Genomic DNA, 25,768 nt, shown 5'->3' with positions numbered 1-25,768 from the left:
ATCCATGGCCAAGACCATGAAGGCAGCCGTCGTCCGCCAGTTCGGCGCTCCGCTGACCATTGACGAAGTTCCGGTACCCGAAGTCAGCGACGGCATGATCCAGGTCGCGATCCAGGCCTCGGGCGTCTGCCACACCGATTTGCACGCTGCCGAGGGCGACTGGCCGGTCAAGCCCAACCCGCCCTTCATTCCTGGGCATGAGGGCGTCGGCTATGTCTCGGCGGTCGGCAAGGGCGTCAAGCACATCAAGGAAGGCGACCGGGTCGGCGTTCCCTGGCTATACACCGCCTGCGGCCACTGCGTGCATTGCCTGGGCGGATGGGAGACATTGTGCGAGAGCCAGCTCAACACCGGCTATTCGGTCAATGGCGGCTTTGCCGACTATGTCATCGCCGATCCAAATTTCGTCGGCCATTTGCCCGGAAATATCGGCTTCACCGAGATCGCACCCGTGCTGTGCGCCGGGGTCACGGTCTATAAGGGGCTGAAGATGACCGACACCAAGCCGGGCGACACGGTCGTCATCTCCGGCATCGGCGGCCTCGGCCATATGGCGGTGCAATATGCCGTTGCGATGGGCCTGAACGTCGCAGCGGTCGATGTCGACGACGCAAAGCTTGACCTCGCGCGGCGACTGGGCGCGAAGGTGACCGTGAATGCCCGTACCGAACGCGATCCTGCCGCGGCGATCAAGCGCGAAACCGGCGGAGGAGCGCAGGGCGCACTCGTCACCGCAGTCAGCGAACGCGCCTTCGCCCAGGCCGTCGGCATGATGGCGCGCGGCGGCACGGTGGCGCTGAACGGCTTGCCGCCGGGAGACTTCCCGCTAAATATCTTCGGGCTGGTGCTGAACGGTATCACGGTGCGTGGGTCGATTGTCGGCACCCGGCTCGATCTACAGGAATCGCTCGATTTCGCGGCGGACGGCAAGGTGAGAGCGACCGTTTCCACCGCGCCGCTAACCCAGGTCAATCAGGTGTTCGACCGGATGCGGCAAGGACAGATTGAAGGCCGCGTCGTCCTCGACCTTGCAGCCTGACAGATGGCGGGCGGAGGCTTCGGCCCCGCCCCCTCATGGAGTGACAATGACCGATCGTATCGCTTGTGCCGCCCTGCGTTCCCGTATCACCGATGCCGATACCGCCGCCGCGCTGATCCGCCCCGGCGAAACCCTGGCGACAAGCGGCTTTACCGGCTCCGGCTACCCAAAGGCTGTTCCGCAGGCGCTGGCACGGCGCATGGCGGAGGATCATGCGGCCGGGCGGCCCTTTCGCGTCAATTTGTGGACCGGGGCCTCGACCGGGCCCGAACTGGACGGAGCATTGGCGGCGGTCGACGGGATCGCCCAGCGTCTGCCGTATAGCGGCGATCCGGTCGCCCGCGAGAAGATCAATCGCGGTGAGATCGACTATCTCGACATGCACCTCAGCCAGGTCGCACCCATGGCATGGGAAGGGGTGCTGGGTCCGCTCGACACCGCGATTATCGAGGTGACGGGTATCCGCGCGGACGGATCGCTGATCCCTTCCTCGTCGGTCGGCAACAACAAGACCTGGGCGGACCGCGCCACGCGCGTGATCCTGGAGGTCAATCGCTGGCAGGATTCGGCGCTGGAGGGAATGCACGACATCTACTACGGCACTCGCCTGCCCCCCGATCGTGTGCCGATCCCGCTGGTTCGGCCGGATGACCGGATCGGCACCCCTTATCTTGCCTGCGACCCGGACAAGATCGTCGCCATCGTCGAAACCGATGCCCCCGACCGCAACCTGCCCTTCGCCGCGCCCGACGCCACGGCTCAGGCGATCGCGGGGCATATCATCGAGTTTCTGCGGCATGAGGTCGCGCGCGGACGGCTGCCCGCCGGCTTGCTTCCCATCCAGTCGGGCGTCGGCAATATCGCCAATGCGGTGCTGTCCGGGCTGATCGACACGCCGTTCGAGCCGATGACCGCCTATACCGAGGTGATCCAGGACGGCATGCTCGACCTGCTCGACGCGGGGAAACTGCGCATGGCCTCCGCCACCGCCTTTTCGCTCAGCCCGCAGGCGGCGGCGCGGCTCAACGCCGACATGGCGAGCTACCGCGACCGCATGATCCTGCGTCCTCAGGAGATCAGCAACCATCCCGAACTGGTCCGGCGCCTGGGATGCATCGCGATGAACGGGCTGATCGAGGCGGACATCTATGGCAATGTCAATTCGACGCTGGTCATGGGCTCGCGCATCCAGAACGGCATCGGTGGATCGGGCGATTTCGCGCGCAACGCCTATGTCTCGATCTTCATGACGCCGTCCACCGCCAAGGGCGGCAAGATTTCCGCCATCGTGCCGCAGGCCTCGCATGTCGATCACATCATGCAGGACGTGCAGGTGATCGTGACCGAACAGGGCCTGGCCGATCTGCGCGGCCTCAGCCCGCGTCAGCGTGCCCGGATGGTGATCGAACGCTGCGCCCATCCCGACTACCGGCCTCTGCTGAAGGATTACGCCACGCGAGCGGAAGGCGGCAGCTATGGCCTGCATGCCCCCTCGCTGCCTGGTGAGGCCCTGTCCTGGCATCGGCGCTTCATGGAGACGGGCGCGATGCAGCCGTCTTGACGCGGGTCAATGTCATGCGCGCCGAACAGGCGCATGGTCGGGACCATTCAGGAGGACATCGTGATGATCGCCGACACCGAATTGCTGGTCACCCATAAGGACGTTCGGCTGCACGTCCGGCGTGCGCGCACAGAAGACGAGGCCCCGCTGGCCGGCTTCTTCGCGCGGGTCTCGCCAGAGGATCTGCGCTTCCGCTTCCTGACCAGCGTACGCGAGGTCACTCACGAGCGGCTGTCCGGCATGATCCATGCCAATGATGCGACGACGGAGAGCCTCATCGCCTTTGCCGAGGATGGCTCGATCCTCGGCGCCGCAATGCTGGCTGGCGACAAGACGGGCAGCGTCGCCGAGGCGGCGATCGCGATCCGGCACGACGTGAAGCAGATGGGCATCGGCTGGACGCTGCTCGACCTTCTCGTGGAGCGAGCCCGACGCCGGGGATACCGCACGATCGAAGCCATCGAGGATCGCGAGAACAGATCCGCCATTCTGATCGAACGGGAAATGGGCTTCGATCTCCATCCCGTGGAAGGCGACCCGACCCTGGTCCGTCTTAGCAGGAGACTCGGTTGACGGGGGGGTGCGCTGATGTCGGCGGATGCATCGCGGTCGAGCTGAGAAAGGCGCATGGACCTGACGCGCACCGCCAACCATGAAGTCGCCGCCCCGCCCTTCGAACGCAAATTTGGGCGCGAACCCCTGCCCCCCGGCCATCCGGACGCGTTGATCAACGACGTGATCTACGACCGGATGATCGATCCGGACTGGCCCCGTCTGGCGCGGACCTTTGTCGACAAGCAGACCGCCAAGGCGGAAGCGCGGCGCGTTTTCCCCGAGTTGCGGGTCCCTGAAACGCGGGCCGTGATACCGATCACGGCGGTGCGCTCCCCCGAACATCTGTTCGAAATGCTGCGCCCGTTCCTAGGGACCGATGCCATCGCCAAGCCGACCCATGCCAGCGGCGGGGTCACCTTTCTGCGCGATCTGACCGATCCGGCGGAACTGCGCCCGCTATATGACTTGGCCTCGGTCGATTACGCACCGATCCTGCGGGAGATGCAATATTGGCAATTGCCGCGTCAGATCATCGTCGAGGCGATGATACCGACGACCGTCCCCGGCCCGCCCGACGATTACAAATTCCACAGCATTCATGGCCGCCCCCTTCTTTGCCAGATCGATCATGGGCGGTTCGGAGAGCCATGGAGCCGCCTGTTCCGCGTGCCCGACTTCGAACCGATGGACGAGGATGACGGGCTCCGTTCCCCCAGCGGTTTTGTTCGGGCTTCTCGCGAACGGCTAGAGGCCATGACCGCTGCCGCACGCGCATTGTCGGTGCCTTTCGCGTTCGTCCGCGTCGATCTCTATGACGGGCGCGACGGGATCTATTTCGGTGAACTGACCTTCACCCCCGCCGCGTCGCTTGGCATCGCGCCCTCGTCGCAAGGAGTGCACCGGCCAACCGCGACGCATGAAATCTATAGCGATACCCTGATGCAGGCGCTCGGGGCAGGCAGGCCGGCCATCAAACCGGACACCTGAGCAGCCTGAAATGACGGGCAGAGAGCGGGGCGATCACGGATATGCCCCACCCCCCGCTTCCCTCTCGTTCAGGCAGCGCTGCGTCCTCGCGCCAGTTCCGCAGCGGTCGTCATCGTGGTCTCGGCCAAGATAGGCTTCAGGCGGCGATAGGTTGCCAAAGCCTGTCCGACGACCTGGTCCATGTTATAGTAGCGATAGGTCGCCAGCCGACCGACGAAGCTGACATGCGGCTCCGCCAGGGCCAGTGCCTCGTAGCGTTTGTAAAGCGCCTGGTTTTCGTCGCGAGGGATTGGGTAATAGGGGTCGCCGGTCGCACTCGGATATTCATAGGTCAGGCTGGTCTGCGGCGCGACCTGTCCGGTCAGATGCTTATATTCGGTGATCCGGGTATAGGGCACCGCCTCGTCGGGGAAGTTGACCACGGCAACCGGCTGATGCTGTTCCTCGCCCAGCGTCCGATGCTCGAACCGAAGCGAACGATAGGGCAAACGGCCATAACGATAGCCGAAATATTCATCGATCGGCCCGGTAAAGACCAGATGATCGTGTGGATAGGCTTCCCGAACATCGGCATAATCGACACCCAGGAGCAGATCGATATTGGGGTGATCCAGCATTGCCTGGAACATCCGCGTAAATCCACGCGCGGGCATCGCCTGATAACGGTCGCTGAAATAGCGATCGTCGGTACCGCTGCGGGTCGGCACGCGCGCGGTCACCGACTTGTCGAGCTCCGACGGGTCCATGCCCCATTGCTTGCGGGTATAGCCGCGAAAGAAGGTCTCGTAGAGTTCGCGCCCTACCCTCGACACCACCATATCGGCGGAGGTGCGGATCGGATCGACCGGCTCGGCACGCGATGCCAAGAACGCCTCGACCTCCGCATCGCTGGACAGTTCCAGGCCATAGAGTGCGTTCAGCGTCGTGCGGTTGATCGGCATCGGCACGAGCTTGCCATCGACATCGGCCAGGACGCGATGTTCATAGGGCCGCCAATCGGTGAAGTGCGAGAGATAGTCGAATATCTCGCTCGAATTGGTGTGGAAGATATGCGGGCCGTAGCGGTGGACCAATATACCCGCCGCATCGTGATGATCATAGGCATTGCCCGCGATATGCGATCGCCGGTCGACCACCAGCACCCGCTTGCCTCCGTCGGCGGCCAGCCGCTCCGCCATGACCGCCCCGGCAAAGCCCGCGCCGACCACCATCACGTCATATCGATCGCGCAGAGGGGGCCAGGTGACCGGCGACACGATGGGCTCGTGCCGGGTGCGCCCCGCCATCTCCGCCTCGATTAGGGCAGTCATCTCGAGCGCCGTGCTGCTCCACGATCCTCGGGAAAGTTGCGCATCCGCCTCGTCGCGCCAGCCATGCCCGGCCTCGCGTAGCGCCATCCCCGCCTCGCAGGCCGCGACGAAGGCGGCGGGCGTGTCGGCAATCGCCACGCCCGCCAATTCGCCATAATGACGCACCACATCAGTGATCGGCGTCGAGACGACCGGGCACCCGGCCGCGAGATACTCCGGCGTCTTGGTCGGGCTGATGAACCGCGTCGCCTCATTGATGGCGAAGGGCATCAGCGCGACATCCCAACCCGCCATATAGTCCGGCAGCGCCGCATAGGGACGCCCGCCCAGATAATGGATATTGGCGCGGCGCGGCAGATCGGCCTCGTCGATCTTCACCACGGGACCGATGACGACCAACGACCATTCCGGATGCGCATCCGCCAGCGCCGCCAGCAGATCGAGGTCCATCCGCTCGTCTACCACGCCTGCAAAGCCCAACCTGGGTCGGGGCAGTTCCGCCTGGTCGGCGGGTTCGGCCACGCGGCCCCGTGCCCGGCCGAAATGCGCTGCGTCGATGCTGGAGGGAAAGGCGTGGACGTTCGAATGGCGCCGCCGCTTCGCCTCGTACAGGCTTGTCCCGCCCGTGAAGACCAAATCCGCCCGCTCGATCAGCCGTTGCTCGCGCTCCAGCAACTCAGGCGGCGCTCCCTTGAACGCCGAGAGTTCGTCCATGCAGTCATAAACGATGCAAGCCGCCGGAACATGGTCCGAGAAGGGCAGCATCATCGGCGTGTAGTACCAGCGAATGAGCGGACCCGTGACGCCTGCCATCTCGGCATCCAGCAAGGCCGTCAGCACCTCGTCCTCGCATCCTCGCAAGGCCTCGTCGAGTAGCGGCGTCAGCACGACGACGCCACTGTCCGGACAGATATGGCGGCGCAGTTCGGAGGGGCCCTGGCGATACTCCGGCTCCTCCCAGAACAGGACGTCCTGCGTCATGGCGAAGCGCGTCATCAGATGCTGCGGCCTTTGAAAGACGAAGCCCCAGCGGAGGTGGCTAAAGCAGATCAGCGTCGATCGCGGGCGGCGGTGATACAAGGTGGAGCTCTTGGCGGCGGTCGACGGCTGGGTGATCACGGAGGCTCCCTTTTCATCGCTGTTACAAAGAGGAAACAACCTGCCGCTTCGCCAAGTTCCTGCTAAGTTACTGTCTTACAATGCAAATCAATGTGTTGGTGGGAACGCCGTTCATCGCGGCCCGTTGGATTGACGGGAGATGCCGATGGATGGCCTGCAATTCTGGGGCGGCGTGGAATGCACCGTCAATCGCACTGCGGCAGGCTATAGCGATCAAATTCGCCTAAGCGGACATCACGACCGACTTGCCGATCTCGACCTGTTCGCCTCGCTGGGGATGACGGCGATCCGCTATCCCGTCCTTTGGGAACGGGTGATGCCGGACGGACGAACGCCCGACTGGTCGTGGACCGATGAGAGGCTTGGGCGATTGCGCGACCTCGGCATTCGGCCCATCGCAGGGCTGGTCCATCACGGCAGCGGTCCGGCGCATACGCATCTGCTGGACGATGGCTTTGCCACCGGGCTGGGCGACTATGCTGCAAAGGTCGTCGAGCGTTATCCATGGATAGAGAGCTGGACGCCGGTCAACGAACCCCTGACGACGGCGCGCTTTTCAGGCCTTTACGGCCATTGGTATCCGCACGCTCGGGATGAAGCGGCCTTCTGGCTCGCGCTGCTCAACCAGATCGATGGCACGCGGGCCGCCATGCGGGCGATCCGGCGGGTCAATCCGGCAGCCAAGCTGATCCAGACCGACGATCTGGGCCGTACCTATGCCACCGTCCTTCTGGGCGAGCAGGCGGCGTTCGATAATCTCCGTCGCTGGGCGGGATGGGATTTGCTGTTCGGGCGCCTCACGCCGCATCATCCCCTGTGGACCCGGATCGCAAGCTTCGGCTTTGCCGAGCGGTTGCGTCGGATCGCGGACGATCCCTGCCCGCCCGACATCGTCGGCGTGAACCATTATCTGACCAGCGACCGCTTTCTCGATCACCGGTTGCAACGTTATCCGACGCATACCCATGGCGGCAACGCCCGGCGCGCCTATGCGGATGTGGAGGCCGTGCGCGTTCTCGATCCACCGCCGCCCGGACTTGCCGGTGCGTTGCAGGAAGCATGGGACCGGTACGGAGCCCCCTTGGCCGTGACCGAGGTGCACAATGGCTGCACCCGCGAGGAACAATTGCGCTGGGCGGCGGAGGCCTGGGACAGTTGCGTGACCCTGCGAAACGACGGCGTCGAAATCCGCGCGGTCACGGCATGGTCGCTTCTGGGTTCGCATGGATGGGATACATTGCTGACCAGACCCGGCCGCTATGAGCCAGGGGTGTTCGACGTATCGGGCAGGACGCCACGACCCACCGCTCTCGCGCGATTGTGGAGCGGCTTGGCGGTCGGCGCGACGCGACATCCGGTCGCGATGGCACCTGGCTGGTGGCGGAGGTCCGAGCGGCTAGTCTATCCGGCCCTGCCCCATCCGATCAAAGCGCCGCTTCCGTCCGAACACCAGCATGACCGGCCGTTGCTCATATGGTGCCGTGATGCGGGCGCCGCCGATATATGGACCGGAATTTGCGCAAGGCGGGGCATCAGCCACCATGTCGTCGGAGCACCTTCACTGGACGCGATGGGCCTCCCCGCCATTGCGGCACTGCTAGAGCATTCTTGTCCATGGGGCATGATCCATATCGGCGAAGCCCCCGACAACGAGGCAGAGACCGTCGCAAGCCTCTGTGAGGCAATGGACATAGCATCAATCCGCCTGAGCAACGCCAGCCAAGTCGCGGATGACTTCGTCTCGATTGATCCGGTATCGCCCCAAAGTCATTCGATCGCGACCGTCACGGACACTTCGGAGTTCGTAAACGCTTTGCTCGACCTGCTGATCGACGGCATATATGATGTGCAACGATCTGAAGCAGGGGATCGCGCAGTTCACCCTTATGACGGTAGTGCAACGACCATATACTCGCCCTGCGGTATCGCTCCTGCGAAATCCGTTGAGATCCCATCCCGTCCTCCGATTAATTTTGCGGCCGCCGAGGGCGTATCGTGCTCACGCGGGGACTGATGAGCGCGATACCGCACAGCACCACCCCAGCGCCCACTAAGCGATCGCTGCTCCAGGTGATCAAATTGTCCCGCAGCAGAATGAGCCGCGGCTGGTCTGCTTGCACGCTGGGCGACAAGCCCGTAAAAAAGTGCGATCGCCGTACCCCGCAGCAAGGCTGATCGATATCAACGACGATCTTTCGGCCGAAGATTAACGATAATCGTACTTGTATCCACGAAAGCGTCGGTACGAATTGGGCTTGGGGGGATATGATCGAAGAAAATCTGCTGGTCAGGCTTCTTCCCCGGCAGCGCTATGGCGTTGCCCTGCGCTACGCCGCCAGCGCGCTGATCGTGTTGTTGACCGCGCTCCTACGCCATTCGCTTGAAGGAACGCTGCACAATTTTCCCGTCCTGCTCTTCTATCCCGCCGTTTTCCTGTGTGCGCTCGTCTTCGATCGCGGGTCGGGCTTCTTCGCCACGATCCTCAGTGTGCTGATCGCCGCCTATCTCTTCGTCGAGCCGCGCTTCTCGCTTTGGATCGGCCGCGAGGATGCGATGGCGCTCGGCATTTTCATGCTGATCTGCTTCACCATGTCGGCGACGACGGAGGCGTTGCGCCAGACGATCGAACGCCTGGAAGAGAGCGAACGCGCAAAGGCATTGCTTTTGCAGGAAATGGCGCACCGTACCAAGAACGATCTCGCTATCATCAGTTCGGCGATCCAGTTGCAAAGCCGGGCATCGTCCCATGCCGAGGTTCGTGCCGCACTCGATGCCGCCAATGCGCGTGTCATGGTCGTCGCCCGCGCGCAGGAGCGGCTGCGCGGGGATGATGACGGTGGGCGCGTCGACCTTGCGGACTATGTTCCGACCCTGTGCCAGGGATTGGGCGATCTGTTGCGCGATGTCCGGCCGATCGCGGTGCGGGTCGCGTGCGATCCGATCGAGGTTCCCAGCGATGTGGCGATCCATGTCGGCCTGATCGTCAACGAACTGGTCACCAACAGCCTGAAATACGCCTATCCGGGCGAGCGCGGTGGGGTCATCCAGGTCGTCGTCACGCGCGCTGCGTCAGGCATGGTCGTCACGGTCGCCGATGATGGGGTCGGATGCCCGGATGGCATCGAGCCGGGGTTGGGTTCCAAGCTCGTACGCCTCCTTGCTAAGCAATTGGGCGGCAATATGCAGATCGAACCGGTCGATAAAGGCTATTGCACCCGCGTCACGCTCGGCGAAGAAAGGGTTTAACAAGGCCTTTCGGACGGACATGCGATCTCGCTCATGGCTCCATGCAATCCCGTCACAGTCACGAAATCGGCTGGCGAGGCAGGCAGCGACGGCGCCCCGAGTGACCATTTCAGTCCCTCAGGGCACCGCGCCGTGCCGCAGTTTCAGGACGCGAGCAGCGGCACCGCATCCGCCACCGTACCTTCGGCCCGATAGTCCGGCGGAATGTCGAAGTCTTTGCGGGCAAGTCCGCGCGATGCCGCTGTGCCGCGTGGCAGGCCAGACCGGTCCGAATAATCGCGATCGGCGTTCGGGTCGCGCTTGTGCACAGCCTTCACACCCTTGAACGCGACGATGTCGAGCAGCGTGATCCCCGCGACCAGGGCGGTGGCGATCGCGGCGTTCCGCCATTTGGGGTTGTCGCGATTCAACCCGGTCGCGAGCGTCGCGATGTCGAGCGCGTCGCCGCCGATCCGCGCGGCGAGTCCGATCGGCTTGTCGATCGACAAGGTCGGGACGGCGCTGGCCAATTCGCGAGCACCATAGGCGCGGACCAATCCCTCCTTGTCATCCAACCCGAGACTGCGGGCTATCCGACCGGGCGCGACGAGTTCCGCAATGCCGAGTCCGACCGAGAACCAGCCCAGCGCCCTGGCGAGCCGGTCAGCGCCCTTGAGTGAACTCGGTCCCTTGCGTTCGACCTTCGGGTCGCCCTCCGAACGGGCGATACCGGTGAAGATGGTGAGTGGCATGGATGCCTCCTTCAGGGTTGGAGCATGACCTTGACGCACCCGTCCGCCTTATCGCGGAAGGTCGCATACATTTCAGGGCCCTTGGACAGGTCGACCTTGTGCGTGATGACGAAGGAGGGATCGATCTGCCCATCCTCGATCCGGCGGAGGAGATCGCCGGTCCAGCGTGGGACATGCGCTTGCGCCATGCGAAAGGTCAGTCCCTTGTTCATCGCCTGCCCCATCGGGATCTTGTCGACCAGCCCCAGATAGACACCGATGATCGAGATTACCCCGCCTGGACGGCAGACATAGATCATCTCACGCAGGACATGGGGACGGTCATTCTCCGCCATCAGCATCTGCTTGGCGCGGTCCAGCACCGTATCGGGCTGCCCGAAATTGACGTGGCTCTCCGTGCCGACCGCGTCGATGCACTTGTGCGGCCCCTTGCCGCCGGTCAGCTCGTTGAGCCTTTCGACGACGCTTTCCTCCGCGAAGTTGATCGTGATCGCGCCCGCCGCGGCCGCCATGGACAGACGCTCGGGCAGATGGTCGATCGCGATCACCTGTTCGGCGCCCAGCAGGATCGCCGAACGGATCGTCATCTGTCCGACCGGGCCGCAGCCCCAGACTGCTACCGTGTCGCCTGGCTGAATGTCGGCCTGCACCGCCGCCTGCCAACCGGTGGGCAGGATGTCCGACAGGAACAACAGCTTCTCGTCATCAATCCCGCCTGGCACCTTGATATGGGTCGTATCCGCGAAAGGAACCCGCAGATATTCGGCTTGGCCGCCGGGATAGCCGCCGGTCAGGTGCGTATAACCGAACAGCCCGGCCGTCGCATGACCGAACGCCTTGTCGCCCAGTTCCTTCTTTCGGTTCGTCCGTTCGCAGACGGAGAAATTGCCGCGTCGGCACTGATCGCATTCGCCGCACTGGATGGTGAAGGGGATAACGACACGGTCGCCTTTCTTCAGCGATCCCTTGGCGGCACTGCCGACCTCGACCACTTCGCCCATCGTTTCATGACCCATGATATCGCCGGGCAGCATCGCGGGGACGAGATTGTGGAATAGATGCAGGTCGGACCCACAGATCGCACAACTCGTAACCTTGATTATGGCATCGCGGGGATGTTCGATCGCAGGGTCGGACACTGTGTCGTATCGGATGTCCTCCTTGCCGTGCCAGACCAGCGCCTTCATGCCACTCTCCTCGGTTGCGTGGCGTGGAGATACGCACTGGCCAGCCCTCGTCCCATCCGGGCGATCCCTAGGGAACTATACCCGGTCGCAGGCGCTTGCCGCCTTTGTCGGCAAATTCGAAGAAAGCCGGCCTTATGGATGATTGCGCACCGGTTTTCGCGACAGGGGTCGACGATCCGCCGCTGGGCTCGGGCGAGACGCTGGCCGGACAGGTGCGTTTTCTCGAAGCGAATCTGTCGTCAATTCCCGACTATGTCTATGCCTTCGACCGGCGGCGACGCTTTGCCTATGCCAACCCGGCGATGCTTGCGCTCTTGGGACTGAGCGTGGAAGAAATGCTCGGCAAGTCGTTTGACGACTTGAATTATCCGACGGATCTGACGGCATTGCTCAACGGCCATATCGATCAGATCTTTGCCGATGGCGCAACGATCCAGAACGAGGTCTTCTTCCGCAGTCCGACCGGCCAGGCCGCCTATTTCTCCTACTTGTGGGGACCCGTTTGGGGGCTCGACGGGTCGGTCGAACTGGTCATCGGCGTTTCGCGCGATACCAGCGAGCGGCGGGCCTTCGAAGAAGCACTCCGCACGAGCGAGGCGCGACTGCGCGCGGCGACCGAACTTGTCGGGATCGGCATCTATGCCTGGGATCCGCGCACCGGCGCACTCGAGTGGGATGAGAGACTCCGTGCCATGTGGGGACTGTCGCCGGACACCCCGGTCGACGAAACCATATTCGAGCAAGGCATTCACCCCGACGATCGGGAGCGGGTCCGCGCGGCCATTGCGGCGTGTGTCGATCCGGCAGGCGATGGCAGCTATTCTGTGGAATATCGGGTGATCGGCCGTGACGACGGCGTCCTGCGCCATATCGTAACATGGGGCCGGACAACGTTCGAAAACGGCCATCCCATTGGTTTCATCGGCGCGGCTGCCGATGTAACAGATCGACGTCATGCCGAAGCGGCCATTCGGGCGAGCGAGGCACAGTTCAGCAGCTTTGCGGCGCATAGCAGCAATCTTCTGTGGATCAGCGATCCCGTGACAGGGACGATCCTGTATCGCAGTGCCGCGTTCGAGCGGATTTGGGGAATACTCCAGGAACAGGCGGCCCACTCCATCGAGCAATGGCTGCACTATGTGCATCCCGAGGACCGATTGCAGGTCGAACACGCGCTCGCGACAGTCAAGTCCGGCGAGGCGGTGCAATATGAATACCGCATCATCCGCCCCGGAGACGGGTCCGTCCGCCGCTTGCGCGATACGAGCTTCCCCATCCTCGACGACAATGGTGCGATCGCGCGCATCGGCGGGATCACGGAAGACGTCACCCAGGAAGAAATCGGTCAGGTCTATATCGTCAGCCCCAAGGCACTGGATGCCAGGCGGCTGGCGGGCATGGTGCGGACAATGGGGTATCGCGCGAGGACGTTCGAGAGCGCGACCACCTTTCTCGATATCGCCGCGCTCCTCACCCCTGGCTGTGTGCTGGTCGATGTCCGGAAGGCCAAGGCCGATGGATTGTCCGTTCCGCGCGAACTGAAGGCGCGGGCCATCGCGCTACCGAGCGTGGTTCTGGACACGCCCGGAACCGATCTCATGTCGGCCATCGCTGCGATGAAGGCGGGCGCGAGCGACTATGTCGTCGTGGAGGATGAAACATCGGTGCCCGCCGGCCTGTCGAGCGCGATCGCGGAATGTCTCGCCGCCGTCCGCCCGGTCTCACGCGATGAAACCGCAAGTGCTCGCGTGACACGTCTCACGCCGCGCGAACGGGAAGTCTTGCAAGCCCTGGTCGAGGGCAACACGAACAAGGAAACCGGCAAGAAACTCGGCATCAGTCCGCGTACCGTCGAGCTGCACCGAGCCCAGGTCATGAACCGGCTTGATGCCGGAAATCTGGCCGAACTTATCCAGATTGCACTCGCGGCGGGCCTTGCACGGCCCGGCGAAGGCAGCGGGACGCGGAAGCCTACCTAGGGATGCTACGGGTGCCGACGCATGGCTGACGTCACCAGAATGTCATCACGACATGAGGGTTGACCGATGCTCCAAACGTACTCCACGACACAGTATCGCCAATCGCTGCCTTCTGACCGGCCCGAGCGCGAACCCTTTGTCGATTTCCCGATTCCCTCCCGTCCGGTACACCCCGCGACGGCAACGGTCCGAATGGTACTGGGCGACCGGGTCACGGCTGAAGAGTGTCAGGCGCTCGCCAGGGCGGTGATGGCAATCGTACCAGTGAGGAACGGATCGACCATATCCGCTGCTTTCGGCGGAGACCGTCATCTCCACCTCATTGTCGAGGGGTGGGCCTATCGTGCGCATGGCCTGCACGATGGCGTGCGACAGATCACCGACATACTGGTGGCGGGCGACATGTGCGACTGGGTGCCGCCCGCAGCGAACGAGGATATTCGCGCTTGCGGCCCGGTGCGCGTCGCGGTGCTGCGCCGGACGGCCGACAACGATGACAGGCCATCCTTCCATCGTTACCGAGAACGAACGATGGTCGATGACATGCGGCGGCTCCGCGCGCAGTTGACCAGCCTAGGCCGACGCAATGCGCGGGAGCGTGTTGCCTATCATCTGGCCGACGTACATGATCGATCGAACAAGGCGGGGCTTGCCAAGGACGGCGCCTTCGCCTGCCCCCTCACCCAGGAACAACTGGCTGATCTGCTCGGCCTGACGCCGGTCCACGTCAACCGCGTTCTTCAAGGCCTTCGCCGCGACGGATTGCTGGTGTGTGGCAGACGGCGGATCGCGCTGCCCGACCTGGAACGACTCCATGCCGTCGCCGGCTGGGGCGCAGACGTGATCGAGGCCGACGCGGCAATGGGGGCCCGCCCGATCCTCCTCCCGCCTCGATAGGACGTCCCCCGCCCCTCCATCGACAAAAAGCCGAGGTCTAAGATGAGCATTACGGAAGCCGAAACCGATCAGGCCGTTACCGCCTCCGTCACGGTCGGCGAGCCCGCGGCCGAACTGCGATCGCTATGGCTGCAACCCCGGACCCAGGCCCGCATATGGGCGCATTTCGCCACCGTCACCCCGCTGGACGATCGGACAGCCGATTGGACCGTGCCTGGCGTCACCGGCGGCGAATATCGATGGCGGACCACCATGGTGGACGATGCCTCCGACAGCCTGCGCTGGACGACGCAGGAGGGGGCGGACGTGCCCAATATCGGCGTGCTGACCTTCCGTCCCGCGCCGGGTGACCGGGGCACCGAACTCCATCTGGACGTTCGCTTCGATCCGCCGGGCGGCGCCGTCGGCCAGGTCTTGGCCAAGCTGTTCCACATCGCCCCGCATGAGATCGTGCGCACGGCCCTCTACCGCTTTCGCGCGCTGGCGTTGACCGGCGAGATTCCCACGACCGTTCCGCAGCCCGCCGCCCGCAACGGCGGCACCGACCGCTAAGGAGAAATCATCATGCGCGCACTGTGCTGGAATGGCGTCAACGACCTTCGCGTGGAAACGGTCAACGATCCGACGATCCTCAACCCCAATGACGTGATCCTCAAGGTCAGGCTGTCCACGACCTGCGGTTCGGATCTGCACCTGATCGACGGGCTGATCCCCACGATGCGCGAAGGCGACGTGCTGGGGCATGAGTTCATGGGCGAGATCGTCGATACGGGCTCGGAGGTCACCAAAGTGGCGAAGGGCGACCGCGTCGTCGTACCGTCCTTCATCTCCTGCGGACGATGCTGGTATTGTCAGCATGACCTCTATTCGCTCTGCGACACGACCCATCCCAAACCGGAGTTGCAGGAACCGCTGCTCGGCTATCCGACCGCCGGCATCTATGCCTATTCGCACGCGTTCGGCGGTTATGCCGGTGCGCATGCGGAATATGTCCGCGTCCCCTTTGCCAATACCGACTGTTTCAAGGTCCCCGACGGCGTGTCGGACGAGACGGCGCTGTTCATCTCGGACGCGGCGCCCACGGGTTTCATGGGTGCGGACTTCTGCGACATTCAGCCGGGCGACGTGATCGCCGTCTGGGGTTGTGGCGGCGTCGGCCTGATGGCGCAGCAGAGCGCAATGGTTTTGGGGGCCGAACGGGTTATCGCCATCGACCGCTATCCCGAACGTCTGGCGAAGGCCGAGGCGTTCGGCGCGATCCCGCTCGACTATACCAAGGTCGATGTGATCGAGGCGCTCAAGGAGCTGACCGGTGGCAGGGGTCCCGATGCCTGTATCGACGCAGTCGGCATGGAAGCGGGCGGCACCGGCCTCCAGCACGCCTATGACCGGGTCAAGCAGGCGCTCTATCTCGAAACCGATCGAGGTACGGCGCTTCGCCAAGCGATGCTGGCGGTTCGCAAGGGGGGCATCCTGTCCATTCTCGGCGTGTACGGCCTGATGGACAAATTTCCGCTGGGCTTGCTGATGAACAAGGGCGTGACCGTCCGTACCGCGCAGCAGCATGGGCAAGCCTATGTCCCGCGCCTGCTCGATCATGCCCAGCGCGGCGAATTGACGCCGGCCTCACTGGCGACCCACCGCTTCTCGCTGGAGGACGCACCGAAGGGGTATCACATGTTCAAGCACAAGGAGGACGGCTGCTTGCGGGCGGTATTCGCTCCTTGAAGGAGGGCGGTTCCGCCTCGTGCGGGTAATCGTCGCGATATTTCTGCTGCCTGGGCCGTATCGCGCTATGGCTCCAGCAATTGCCGCGCGCAGCCCTGGACATGATCGGCGAGCAGCCCGAAAGCCGCGCCCATGGGCGATTGCCGACGCCAGGCGATCGCGATCGACCGATGAACGCGCCAGCCCTCGACCGGCAACAGCTTCAGACCGGTAGCCCCACCGATTTGCGACCGAAGATAGAGGCCCGGCAAAAGCGCGAAGCCAAGGCCGCTCGCGACCATCTGATGCAGGCTTTCCAGGCTGGTGCCGTAATAGTCCGGCGCGATCGTCATGCCATATCGCTCGGCGACTTCGGCGGCCTGTCGCGCAAGGTGATGGCGTGGGTCGAGGGTCAGCAGTGGAATGCCCGCCAACGCCTCATGCGCGGCCTGTACGCCCAGGTCGATCGGATGGTCGAGCGCCGCCACCAGGTGCAATGGTTCGCGGAAGAGCGGCTCGATCGTCAGGTCCTCCCCAGTCATGGGCAACGGTCCGAGCACCACGTCGATATTGCCGCGCGACAGTTCCAGCACCTGTTCGTCGGGTATCCCCTCACGCACATGCAACCGAAGTTGTGGTGCCATGCGGTGCAGTTCGGCGATGATAGGGGATAGAAGATACGGCCCGAGCGTGGGCGTCGTTCCCAGTCGCAAGGTCCCTGTCAGCTTGTCGGAGGCACCCGCCGCCAGAGCGGCGATGTCACTGGCATCGCTCAACATCCGCCGCGCCGTCGCCACGATACTGCGCCCGACTGGCGTCAGCATCGCCCCCGTCGCGCTGCGCTCGAGCAGCTTGGCGCCGAGCCGTTCCTCGAGCGTGCGGACCTGCTGGCTGAGCGTCGGTTGCGACACATGGGCGACCCGTGCCGCCAGCGCGAACGAGCCCGTATCCGCGATCGTGACCAGATATTCGAGTTGACGCAGAGTGGGCATATCTTGCCATAGCCATTTTCTATGGGCCCGCCATCAACATTCCGATTGGCCACATGACACATTTGTCATTATCCTGGCATCACATGGATTAAGCCGGAACGTACCTTTAATAAAGATCTAGCAACAGTCCGGCAAAAAACGGCCATTACTGGCGCGCTCATCGTGTGAAGGGGGATTGTCTTGGCGACGGAGCGATTGGGATTTCGCGATGCGGCGGGCTGGCTGTCGCAGATCATAGGCCCAGATGCCGCCTATGTCAGGCTCGGCATCGTCTATACCATTGCGATCAGTCTGTTAGGGTCAGGACTCGTTGATCACAGCCAGAAGATGACGGTGGCAGCGAGGGTGACGGCGGCAAAGAAGGCAGTGGGGCAGCGATCGTAGCGGGTAGCGACCCGACGCCAGTCTTTGAGGCGGCCGAACATGATCTCGATGCGGCTGCGGCGCCGGTAGCGGCGCTTGTCGTATTTGACCGGCTCGTTGCGTGATCGCCGGCCCGGGATGCAGGGCTGGATGCCTTTGGCCTGGAGGGCGTCCCTGAACCAGTCGGCGTCGTAGCCGCGGTCGCCGAGCAGCCACTGCGCCTTCGGCATGTCATCCAGCAGCGCTGCCGCGCCGGTGTAGTCGCTGACCTGGCCCGCGGTCATGAAAAAGCTTAAGGGGCGCCCGTTTGCATCGGCGACGGCATGTAGCTTGGTATTCATACCGCCTTTGGTGCGGCCGATCAGGCGGCCAAGATCCCCTTTTTTACCCGCAGGCTTGATGCCGTGCGGTGCGCCTTCAGATAGGTTGCGTCGATCATGACCGTCTGCGGCTCGGCGCCAGCTGCAGCCAGACCTTCCATCATTCGCGTGAACACGCCGGCCTCGCCCCAACGCTTCCACCGATTGTACAGCGTCTTGTGGGGGCCATACTCGCTAGGCGCATCTCGCCAGCGAAGCCCGTTGCGATTGACGAATACGATGCCGCTCAGCACCCGCCGGTCGTCCACCCTCGGCTTGCCATGGCTCTTGGGAAAGAAGGGCCGCAGCCGCTCTATCTGCTCGTCCGTCAGCCAAAACAGGTCACTCATCTCGGTCTCCTTGCGGAGCCTGAATCAGATCGCGACGCTCACATCAATGGGTCCTGACCCTAGCACTTGCTACCCCCATTTCGGTTCAGTTGCTGATCAACAGCGTCGCCAACACCGCGATGCCCGCGCCTTTATGGGCGCTGTCCGGGGTCTTGCTGCTCCTCTTGTTGATGGTGGCCGCGCTGAGTGCGCTTCGGGTCTGGATCATGGCGGCGTTCGAACGGCGCCTGTTTTCGCGCGTCGTGGCCGAGGTGACCCTTCGCGCGGTCCATGCGCAGGACCCGTTCTTTGCCGACGGCAATCGCGGCGATCTGTTCAATCGTTATTTCGACCTGGTCGTCGTTCAGAAGTCGGTGCCCAGCCTGGTCATCGGCGGCTTCACCATCGTGCTGCAAGCCGTGATCGGGTTGACGATCACCAGCTTCTATCACCCCGTCTTTCTAGCCTTCAACGTCGTGCTGGTCGCAGCGCTTTTGCTGGTTTGGCTGTTGTGGCGGCGCGGTGCGATCAGCGGTGCCGTGGCGCTGAGCCATGCCAAGCACAATGCGGCCCGCTGGCTGGAAAGCGTCGGCGGATCGAACGGCTTCTACAAGTCGCTTCGTCATCTCGACTTCGCCATGGTCCGGTCGGAGGCGATGACCGCCAGCTATGTCGATACCCATCGCCGGTACTTTCGATATCAGTTCGCACAGACGGTGGCCTTCCTGCTGATCTACGCCTTTGCGAGCGCCGGTTTGCTGCTGCTCGGCGGCATGTTGATCCTCCGGGGGCAATTGTCGCTCGGCCAATTGGTCGCAGCGGAGTTGATCCTTTCGGGGGTCTTTTACGGCATTTCGCAACTCGGCCTGTATCTCGACGCCTTCTACGATCTGGCGGCCAGCTCCGAGGAGCTATCGTTGCTGTTCGCCATTCCCCAGGAACCAAAGGTGCGCGGTGAGAGCGGCCCACGCGACGGATCGGTCAAGCTGACCGACGTCGTCTTCAACGACGCACGCTACACCCTGACCCTTGCGGCCGGGGAACAGCTTGTGACGGTCGCCGAACCCGGCGCCGAACGCCGACTGGCGATGTTGCTGAAGCGTCATGCCGTGCCCGACCGCGGCCTGGTCCGGATCGGGGGCACCGATCTGGGGTCGTTCGACATGTATCATCTGCGGTCGGACGTTACTGTGCTCGACCGATCGACGATCGTCGAGGTCACGATCCGCGAATATCTGCGGCTTGCGTCTGGGGACATTGGCGAAGGCGCGATGGAAGCGCTGGCGATGGTGGGGCTGGAACGCCGCCTTGCCAGCCTGCCGCAGGGATTGGACACGCCGCTCGGTTCGACCGGCTATCCGCTCAGCGTGGGCGAGACCATGGCCCTGAAGCTGGCCAATGCGCTTCTGGTCCGGCCCAAATTGCTTCTTCTGGGCCAGCTTTTCGATCTGTTGCCGCCCGAGCGGCTGTCGGCGGCTCTGCGGCATCTCAAGGCGCACGGCACGACGGTATTGCTCTGTACCGGCCGCCCCGAGGATCTGGAGTTGGATGGATATCTCTACCTAGGCCTGACCGAGCAGCGCCGCTTCGAGCATCTGGCCGATCTCCGGTCCGCCATCAGCCAGGAGGACGCCAATGTCGCATCTGCCTGAGCATCTCGCGCATTTCCGCACGCTTGGGTCGCTGCGCCCGCCACGGGTCACCGTCGCCATCGCCTGGATGCTGGCGGTGGGTATCGCGGCGGCGATCTTCATCCTGTTCTTCGTGCCGTGGCTGCAAACCGCGCAAGGCCGAGGACAGGTCGTCTCGCTCGATCCGCAGGATCGGGCACAGGATGTGACCGCGCTGGTGCCGGGGCGGGTCGAGCGCTGGTATGTCCATGACGGCCAGCATGTGAAGCGCGGTGACCCGATCGCCCGCATTGTCGACCTCGACCCCAATTTGCTGTCCCGCCTCGCCGCCGAGCGCGCGCAGGTACAGGCGGAGATCGCCTCGGTTCGCCAGTCGCAATCGGTCGCCTCGATCGATGTCAATCGCACGCGCCAGCTATTTTCCGAAGGATTGGCGTCGCGGCGCGATTATGAGCAGGCACAGATCAAGGTCGCGGACTCGGGGGCCAAGCTGGCGGAGTCCCGCGCCAAGCTGAACCGGATAGAGGTCCAGCTCAATCGCCAGTCGGCCCAGTTGGTTCGCGCCCCGCGCGATGGTCGTATCCAGAACCTCAACGCCGCGGCGGGCGGCGCGCTGGTGGCGGCCGGCACCGCGCTGGCGGTGGTCGCCCCTGAACAGGTCGAGCGGGCGGTCGAGTTGCTGATCGACGGCCGTGACGTGCCACTGCTGCGGCCAGGGCGCCCGGTCCGGCTGGAGTTCGAAGGCTGGCCCGCGATCCAGTTCAGTGGCTGGCCATCGGTCGCCTATGGCTTTTTTGATGGCCGGGTTCGCACGATCGATCCCAATGCCAATGCACAAGGGCTGTTCCGCATCCTCGTCGAACCGGTGCCCGGCAAGCCCGCCTGGCCCGCACGCCGCTTTGTCCGGCTGGGCGGCAAGGTACAGGGTTGGGTGCAAGGCGAGACCGTCACGGTCGGCTATGAGCTGTGGCGCCAACTCAACGACTTCCCCTTGGAATTTGGCCAAACCGCGACCGATAAGGGCGCGGACAAGGACGACGACAAGAAGATCGCGGCCAAGGCAGGCAAGCTGAAATGATCCGGCCGCTTCTGCTCCTGTCCGCGCTGATCGTTCAGCCAGCCATTGCCCTCCCCGCGACGGCGCAGCGGATTGAGGCGAACCCCGCCCCCGCGTCGGTGCCCACGAGGGGTCCGCTGACCCTGGACGAGGTGCTGCGCGCCTCTGCCCGCGCGGCCCCGCAGATCGTCGAGGCGCTCGCCAAGATACGCGCCGCCGAGGGGCGCGCCATCACCGCCAACGGCGCGTTCGACACGGTGTTCGATGCCGAGGGCCGCTCGCGTACTTTGGGCTATTATGACGGGACCATCGCCTCGGCCCGCGCCACCCGTCCGCTGACCGACAATGGCGGTTACGTCTATGGCAATTATCGCGTCAGCCGGGGTGGCTTCCCGGTCTATGAGGACGAGAACTACACCAACCGCCTCGGCGAGGTGAAGGTCGGCGCGCTCTATTCGCTGCTCCGCGATCGCTTGATCGACGAGCGCCGGACGCGGCGTACATTGGCCTCCGGCGACATCGACATCACGCAATTCGAGCGTCAGGCCGTGGCGATCGGCGTACAGCGGCGCGCGATCGACGCCTATCAGAACTGGGTCGCGGCGGGCCTGCGACTGCGTGCCTATCGCGACCTTTTGTCGCTGTCGGAAAGCCGTCGCGGCGGCCTTGCCCGCCAGGTACAGCTTGGCGCGCGGCCCGACATTTTGCTCGCCGAGAACGACCAGAATCTCGTTCGCCGCCGCGCCTTGGTGGTTCGGGCTGAGGGTGATTTCCAAGCAGCGGCCAATGCGCTCTCCCTGTATTTCCGCGATGCCGCCGGTGATCCTTTGCTCGTCGGGCCGGAGCGCCTGCCGCCCGACGCCGACGCACTGGCTGGAGTCGCCGCCGCTGCCCGAAACGATTTCGAACGGCGACGCCCCGACCTTCAGATGCTGCTGACCCGTATCGATCAGGGGGCCGCCCGCCTCGCTTTGGCGCAGAACGACCTCCGCCCCCGGCTCGACCTGCGTGGCGAGGTGGGCAAGGACGTCGGGCCCGTGGGGCTCGGCGGTTCCTCGCGGACGCCCCTGGAGGCGGCGGTCGGCTTCCGCTTTTCGATGCCGCTTCAGAACCGGGCGGCAAAAGGGCGGATCGTCGAAGCGCAGGCCGAAATGGACGCACTGTCGGCGCGCAGCCGTTTTCTGCGCGATCAGATCACGGTCGAAGTCGAGGGGATCACGATCGGCGTGGGCGCGGCCGAGAAGCTGGCTTCGATCGCGGAGCAGGAACGCCAGCTTGCCGAACGGCTCGCCGCTGCCGAGCGGCGACGGTTCGAGCTGGGGTCGAGCGATTTCTTTCTGGTCAACCAGCGCGAGGAGACGGCGAACGACGCGCGCGTCCGCCTGATCGACGCTCAGGCCCGGATCGCGGCTGCCCGCGCCGAACTCGCCGCCGCTACCGCCGATCGGGTGGCTTTGGGGCTGGAATAGCTGACTGGCGAAGTAGGTCGGGTTCCGGGTCTGGCGGCATGGCTTGTCGATCTCCAGCCCCAGGACTCACCGATTTCATCCCTTATCCTGCTGATCCGCCAAGGCCGATACAGGCACAGAGATGGTGCATCGCAGGCCATCCGCTTCCATCGCAAGCCGAGCATCTTCGAGCAGGCCGTTGCGAAGCGCTTGGTAACGCTCCTGCCGGTTGCCGTCACGCCGTCGGGACTGCTGCGGCAAAGAGGCGGCAATCCGCGCGTTTGGTGCCCGACAGTTTGCCATCGTTCCGCAACGAATAGGCGGTCCGCTCGCGAACATTGAAGGCCATGACTCGCCTGATTTGCGGCGTGCCGAGCATTGAGGTGATCATGCCCACGGGAGCGAGAGGTCGGTAATTGTACACGATCTCGACGACCATCACGGCAGTGCCCTTCGACGCGGCAATCTGATTACCGGCTTTCCCCATTCCGTCGATAGCAGAGGCCCCCTCGACGGCCCCATGATCGTCATTGGTGGTGTCGTCCAGATTGGTGACGGCCATGCCTGCGCCGTCCAGCGGACCACCCAGTGACGAGACCACCGTCAACGCCCCCGCGCAGCGTTGCCACCTGATCCATTGCCGATATCCCTCAGGATTGCTGGTGGATACCGGCCCCTTGCCGTTGGTCCCCGTAGTCGACGTGCGCTGCTCCAGATCGGAAAGGATGATTCGGCCGTTGGTGGCCAGGGACAGCGGCTCCCCCATCTTCATCGCGCCAATCATGATCTCGGCTATATCCGCTTCGTCGATGGTCGTCCGCACCCGTCCCGCATTGTCGGCAACTGCCATCGCGATCTGCGAGATGCGCAAATTCGCAACGACATAGTTTCCCAGCTCGACGCCCCCCAAACCGAGCAGGAGGACCAATGGTGCCGCAATCGCGAACTCGATCAGGGCCACGCCCCGCCGCTGGCCTGCAAGGGCCCGCAGATGCTTCCCAAACGCCCTCAATTGCATATCGTCACGGGTTCGGCTTGGGAGGCATAGGGCTGGTTCTTCAGCATCGTCGTCGCGGTCAATTTCGTGACGGCGCTCCACCCCATCAGCTTGCTCATGGGCACGATCTCGGGATAGGTCACGGTAGCGGTGTAAAGCACCACGTCGTCCGAACCCCCGGTCCCTGTCCTCCCGGCATCCGCATCCCATATGCCATTGCCGTTTATGTCGGTGAAGCAGTCACCGCTATTATAGGTCCCGAGCGGTACCGTGTCGGTGGTGATGGGCTCGGCCTTGGACACCTGCTGGAACTTGCCGTAGCTGGTGGGCACGACGATGACCGTCGCAGTCTTTGCGATCCCCGAAACGCTGTCCTTGACCATGGCCGTCAATTGCGCGCTCGTGGTGTTCGGTCCCACGGTGACCCGCCGGGCCGCACGGTCCAGAGCATCCTGCACCTGGGTCGCGACATATTGCCGGTAACCCAGGTCGAACAGACCGCACATGATCGCAATGGCGGGCAAAGCGACGATGGCGAACTCCACCACCGAGGCGCCGCGCCTGTCCGATAGCAGGAAAGCGAGTCGGGGTACCCGCAGCCTCGTCATTGCGTAAGCCTCAGCGCCCCGATGTTCTTGCCGATCTCGACGAAGCGCGCCATCAATGCCGCCTGGTCCGAGGAGGTCGATGCCTGGCTGGGCGTGCTCGCACAATTCGTCAGCGAAGCGTCGAGCGCGGTGTCAAAGCCGATCACCCACACCGAATATCCCATGGACTTCGCCTGCGAGCACAATAGGTTGAAGCGCTGCTGGTGGCGGGCGAGCTGGTCCGTCTGGTTGGACCACCCGCCACCCGGCGTCACCCTAGCATCCAGTTGCTCGATGCCATAAGATGAATAAAGATAGGAATAGCCGGTAGCAAATGTTCCGTCGGTCATGAAGATGATGTACTTCTTGACCGGCATCGTGTTGTACGTATCGGGATTGGCCGAGCCAAATATGCCCCCGGAGGACGCCCAGCGCGCACCCCACATCATCCCGTTGTCGTGATAGGTGCCGCCGTCCGGAATTAGCGTGTCGAGATAGTTTTTGAGATCGCCTTTGGTCCAAACCTGCATAGCAGCCGCGGCCGTCGGGCATGCGACCTGTGGTTTGTACGGATCATTGGAAAGCTCTTGATACTTATAACTCAGATACTCGATGTCGGGCCAATAGGGCTTCCACTTGGTGGCCTCGGTGCTCGGTATCAGATTGATGTTGAGATCGGTCGCGCCCGCAGGAATGGCTGCTTCGGTCGCACTCATGCGAACGGTTTGCCGTTCCTCTATACAGCCAGCCCAGCTAACCCTTTTTGACGTAGTAGTGGTGGGCGTAACGCCCGACGAATTTGCCGTTCCGATCAGCGGCCCCACGTCGACGGTCGCGCCGGAGACATAGTTTGAGGTATCGAACGATCGGGGTGCATAATTGAAATAGGTGCAGCGACCCTGCCAGAAATTGTAGTTACCGTTAAGCTGGGAACAGCTATATGAGCTTCGATTGTCCGTCACGACCTCCCGGGACTGATAAGTCCAAGGACCGGAAAGCATGTAGTTCGGGTTGGCCGCTCGGATCGCCTTTCCGACATTCACGGCGCTGGAATAGGGCACCACGCCATATCGCAGGCGCATGCCGGACGCGGCCAATTGGGTCTGGATCGGTGCCAGCTGGTCGTACAGGGCCAGGACGGCGGCACGCAATGCCTGGATCTTGGTCGATGTATCGCTGGGGGTCGCCTTGTCCGCCATCGACCCGGTCGTGTCCAGCACGAAGACGATGTCGGTATTCACAAAGTCCTGCGATGCGTTGCAACTGACCTTTACCGGCAGTTCGGTGAAGCCGAATATTCGCATGATCGATGTCGGAACGGTGGTGGCGGCGTCGATCACGACCGTCGTCTTTGATGTCGTCGTGCTGCTGATGGACGGGGTGAACGGCTTCGAGCCGTACAAGCCCTGCCTGTAGTTGAAGTTGAAGAACTTGGTTGCCTCCGCCCGCACCGTGTCATCAACCGCACCGGCCGTCATGGCACGTCGCCCCGCGAGCACGCCTGCGTCGCAGGCGATCTGCATCTGCTTACGGGTCACATAGCCCGTGCCGAGGTCGATCGCCGAACCGACTAGCGCCACCAACGGGATAAGCGAGAACACCCACAACGCCATCACATTGCCGCGACGATCCCCGGCGAGCCTGGCGAGCAAACCGGCCATCGCGGGCACCAAGCGGCCATTCGCCA

General features: G+C 63.6%; 20 protein-coding genes and 1 pseudogene. 13 read left to right on the top strand and 8 right to left on the bottom strand.

Going from position 1 to position 25,768, the window contains the following annotated elements:
- The first annotated feature begins 4 nt into the window (after positions 1-4).
- From adhP to ACWPWT_RS17060, 4 genes are read left to right on the top strand one after another with little or no spacing between them, the layout of a single operon-like run.
- Positions 5-1,039 carry an alcohol dehydrogenase AdhP gene (adhP, locus tag ACWPWT_RS17075; protein WP_454280686.1) on the top strand — a complete coding sequence of 345 codons (1,035 nt, stop codon included), beginning with the start codon at positions 5-7 and terminating at the stop codon, positions 1,037-1,039.
- 46 nt (positions 1,040-1,085) lie between these two features.
- A complete protein-coding gene (locus ACWPWT_RS17070; protein WP_454280685.1) occupies positions 1,086-2,600 on the top strand; it encodes an acetyl-CoA hydrolase/transferase family protein in 1,515 nt (504 codons plus the stop codon).
- Positions 2,601-2,633: 33 nt separating this feature from the next.
- The gene (locus ACWPWT_RS17065) at positions 2,634-3,173 is read left to right on the top strand and encodes an N-acetyltransferase family protein (protein WP_454280684.1); all 540 of its coding nucleotides are present in this window, start codon (positions 2,634-2,636) and stop codon (positions 3,171-3,173) included.
- A gap of 54 nt (positions 3,174-3,227) precedes the next feature.
- Positions 3,228-4,142 (top strand): ATP-grasp fold amidoligase family protein, encoded by a 915-nt coding sequence (locus ACWPWT_RS17060; RefSeq protein ID WP_454280683.1) that lies wholly within the window; start codon positions 3,228-3,230, stop codon positions 4,140-4,142.
- Positions 4,143-4,210: 68 nt separating this feature from the next.
- On the opposite strand, the gene glf is transcribed toward ACWPWT_RS17060, so the two are convergent.
- On the bottom strand, positions 4,211-6,571 hold the full coding sequence (glf, locus tag ACWPWT_RS17055) for a UDP-galactopyranose mutase (RefSeq protein ID WP_454280682.1): 2,361 nt from the start codon (positions 6,569-6,571) through the stop codon (positions 4,211-4,213).
- Positions 6,572-6,710: 139 nt separating this feature from the next.
- Here glf and ACWPWT_RS17050 point away from each other — a divergent pair, with 139 nt between their 5' ends.
- The gene (locus ACWPWT_RS17050) at positions 6,711-8,585 is read left to right on the top strand and encodes a family 1 glycosylhydrolase (RefSeq protein WP_454280681.1); all 1,875 of its coding nucleotides are present in this window, start codon (positions 6,711-6,713) and stop codon (positions 8,583-8,585) included.
- Between the two features lie 251 nt (positions 8,586-8,836).
- Positions 8,837-9,817: a sensor histidine kinase gene (locus ACWPWT_RS17045; protein ID WP_454280680.1), complete on the top strand. Its 981-nt coding sequence runs from the start codon at positions 8,837-8,839 to the stop codon at positions 9,815-9,817.
- A gap of 143 nt (positions 9,818-9,960) precedes the next feature.
- On the opposite strand, the gene ACWPWT_RS17040 is transcribed toward ACWPWT_RS17045, so the two are convergent.
- Both ACWPWT_RS17040 and ACWPWT_RS17035 read right to left on the bottom strand, forming a co-directional pair.
- Positions 9,961-10,548 (bottom strand): hypothetical protein, encoded by a 588-nt coding sequence (locus ACWPWT_RS17040; RefSeq protein ID WP_454280679.1) that lies wholly within the window; start codon positions 10,546-10,548, stop codon positions 9,961-9,963.
- Between the two features lie 11 nt (positions 10,549-10,559).
- On the bottom strand, positions 10,560-11,735 hold the full coding sequence (locus ACWPWT_RS17035; protein ID WP_454280678.1) for a zinc-dependent alcohol dehydrogenase: 1,176 nt from the start codon (positions 11,733-11,735) through the stop codon (positions 10,560-10,562).
- 134 nt (positions 11,736-11,869) lie between these two features.
- Here ACWPWT_RS17035 and ACWPWT_RS17030 point away from each other — a divergent pair, with 134 nt between their 5' ends.
- The 4 genes from ACWPWT_RS17030 (at position 11,870) to ACWPWT_RS17015 (ending at position 16,339) form a co-directional block, all read left to right on the top strand.
- Positions 11,870-13,714: a PAS domain-containing protein gene (locus ACWPWT_RS17030; protein WP_454280677.1), complete on the top strand. Its 1,845-nt coding sequence runs from the start codon at positions 11,870-11,872 to the stop codon at positions 13,712-13,714.
- 66 nt (positions 13,715-13,780) lie between these two features.
- A complete protein-coding gene (locus tag ACWPWT_RS17025) occupies positions 13,781-14,611 on the top strand; it encodes a Crp/Fnr family transcriptional regulator (RefSeq protein WP_454280676.1) in 831 nt (276 codons plus the stop codon).
- Positions 14,612-14,653: 42 nt separating this feature from the next.
- Positions 14,654-15,163 carry an SRPBCC family protein gene (locus tag ACWPWT_RS17020; RefSeq protein ID WP_454280675.1) on the top strand — a complete coding sequence of 170 codons (510 nt, stop codon included), beginning with the start codon at positions 14,654-14,656 and terminating at the stop codon, positions 15,161-15,163.
- A gap of 12 nt (positions 15,164-15,175) precedes the next feature.
- On the top strand, positions 15,176-16,339 hold the full coding sequence (locus ACWPWT_RS17015; protein WP_454280674.1) for a zinc-dependent alcohol dehydrogenase: 1,164 nt from the start codon (positions 15,176-15,178) through the stop codon (positions 16,337-16,339).
- A gap of 65 nt (positions 16,340-16,404) precedes the next feature.
- On the opposite strand, the gene ACWPWT_RS17010 is transcribed toward ACWPWT_RS17015, so the two are convergent.
- Positions 16,405-17,310 carry a LysR family transcriptional regulator gene (locus tag ACWPWT_RS17010; protein ID WP_454280673.1) on the bottom strand — a complete coding sequence of 302 codons (906 nt, stop codon included), beginning with the start codon at positions 17,308-17,310 and terminating at the stop codon, positions 16,405-16,407.
- 314 nt (positions 17,311-17,624) lie between these two features.
- Positions 17,625-18,382 (bottom strand): IS5 family transposase gene (locus ACWPWT_RS17005; protein WP_454280672.1). Its coding sequence is split into 2 segments (ribosomal slippage): positions 17,625-18,049 and positions 18,049-18,382, totalling 759 coding nucleotides; the frame shifts between segments, so codons are not numbered across the junction.
- 59 nt (positions 18,383-18,441) lie between these two features.
- Between ACWPWT_RS17005 and ACWPWT_RS17000 the strand changes: the two are divergent.
- The 3 genes and pseudogenes from ACWPWT_RS17000 to ACWPWT_RS16990 all read left to right on the top strand — a co-directional run.
- Positions 18,442-20,013 (top strand): annotated as a pseudogene (locus ACWPWT_RS17000) (ABC transporter ATP-binding protein); the annotation flags it as partial.
- Positions 19,997-21,070, top strand: a complete 1,074-nt coding sequence (locus tag ACWPWT_RS16995; RefSeq protein ID WP_454280671.1) for an HlyD family secretion protein — start codon at positions 19,997-19,999, stop codon at positions 21,068-21,070. The pseudogene ACWPWT_RS17000 and the gene ACWPWT_RS16995, both read left to right, overlap by 17 nt.
- Positions 21,067-22,518: a TolC family protein gene (locus tag ACWPWT_RS16990; RefSeq protein ID WP_454280670.1), complete on the top strand. Its 1,452-nt coding sequence runs from the start codon at positions 21,067-21,069 to the stop codon at positions 22,516-22,518. Before ACWPWT_RS16995 ends, ACWPWT_RS16990 begins: the two co-directional genes overlap by 4 nt.
- 214 nt (positions 22,519-22,732) lie before the next feature.
- Here the strand turns inward: ACWPWT_RS16990 and ACWPWT_RS16985 are convergent, their stop codons facing one another.
- The 3 genes from ACWPWT_RS16985 to ACWPWT_RS16975 are packed head-to-tail and all read right to left on the bottom strand — an operon-like array spanning position 22,733 to position 25,742.
- A complete protein-coding gene (locus ACWPWT_RS16985; RefSeq protein WP_454280669.1) occupies positions 22,733-23,458 on the bottom strand; it encodes a TadE/TadG family type IV pilus assembly protein in 726 nt (241 codons plus the stop codon).
- A 47-nt stretch (positions 23,459-23,505) separates the two neighbouring features.
- Positions 23,506-24,102, bottom strand: a complete 597-nt coding sequence (locus tag ACWPWT_RS16980) for a TadE/TadG family type IV pilus assembly protein (protein WP_454280668.1) — start codon at positions 24,100-24,102, stop codon at positions 23,506-23,508.
- The gene (locus ACWPWT_RS16975; RefSeq protein ID WP_454280667.1) at positions 24,099-25,742 is read right to left on the bottom strand and encodes a pilus assembly protein; all 1,644 of its coding nucleotides are present in this window, start codon (positions 25,740-25,742) and stop codon (positions 24,099-24,101) included. The genes ACWPWT_RS16980 and ACWPWT_RS16975 overlap by 4 nt, the downstream gene beginning before the upstream one ends.
- Between the last annotated feature and the right edge of the window lie 26 nt (positions 25,743-25,768).

It is taken from the genome of Sphingomonas sp. Marseille-Q8236, assembly GCF_965112005.1.
The sequence above is the reverse complement of the archived record's forward strand: the minus strand, read 5'-3'. Positions and strand labels throughout refer to the sequence as shown.

Coding starts and splice junctions, on each gene's coding strand:
- ACWPWT_RS17020 (WP_454280675.1), top strand. CDS start 14,654: ATGAGCATTACGGAAGCCGAAACCGATCAGGCCGTTACCGCCTCCGTC.
- ACWPWT_RS16975 (WP_454280667.1), bottom strand. CDS start 25,742: ATGGCCGGTTTGCTCGCCAGGCTCGCCGGGGATCGTCGCGGCAATGTG.
- ACWPWT_RS17050 (WP_454280681.1), top strand. CDS start 6,711: ATGCCGATGGATGGCCTGCAATTCTGGGGCGGCGTGGAATGCACCGTC.
- ACWPWT_RS17030 (WP_454280677.1), top strand. CDS start 11,870: ATGGATGATTGCGCACCGGTTTTCGCGACAGGGGTCGACGATCCGCCG.
- adhP (WP_454280686.1), top strand. CDS start 5: ATGGCCAAGACCATGAAGGCAGCCGTCGTCCGCCAGTTCGGCGCTCCG.
- ACWPWT_RS16995 (WP_454280671.1), top strand. CDS start 19,997: ATGTCGCATCTGCCTGAGCATCTCGCGCATTTCCGCACGCTTGGGTCG.
- ACWPWT_RS17070 (WP_454280685.1), top strand. CDS start 1,086: ATGACCGATCGTATCGCTTGTGCCGCCCTGCGTTCCCGTATCACCGAT.
- ACWPWT_RS17015 (WP_454280674.1), top strand. CDS start 15,176: ATGCGCGCACTGTGCTGGAATGGCGTCAACGACCTTCGCGTGGAAACG.
- ACWPWT_RS17010 (WP_454280673.1), bottom strand. CDS start 17,310: ATGCCCACTCTGCGTCAACTCGAATATCTGGTCACGATCGCGGATACG.
- ACWPWT_RS16990 (WP_454280670.1), top strand. CDS start 21,067: ATGATCCGGCCGCTTCTGCTCCTGTCCGCGCTGATCGTTCAGCCAGCC.
- ACWPWT_RS17065 (WP_454280684.1), top strand. CDS start 2,634: ATGGTCGGGACCATTCAGGAGGACATCGTGATGATCGCCGACACCGAA.
- ACWPWT_RS17035 (WP_454280678.1), bottom strand. CDS start 11,735: ATGAAGGCGCTGGTCTGGCACGGCAAGGAGGACATCCGATACGACACA.
- ACWPWT_RS17045 (WP_454280680.1), top strand. CDS start 8,837: ATGATCGAAGAAAATCTGCTGGTCAGGCTTCTTCCCCGGCAGCGCTAT.
- ACWPWT_RS17040 (WP_454280679.1), bottom strand. CDS start 10,548: ATGCCACTCACCATCTTCACCGGTATCGCCCGTTCGGAGGGCGACCCG.
- ACWPWT_RS16980 (WP_454280668.1), bottom strand. CDS start 24,102: ATGACGAGGCTGCGGGTACCCCGACTCGCTTTCCTGCTATCGGACAGG.
- ACWPWT_RS17025 (WP_454280676.1), top strand. CDS start 13,781: ATGCTCCAAACGTACTCCACGACACAGTATCGCCAATCGCTGCCTTCT.
- ACWPWT_RS17060 (WP_454280683.1), top strand. CDS start 3,228: ATGGACCTGACGCGCACCGCCAACCATGAAGTCGCCGCCCCGCCCTTC.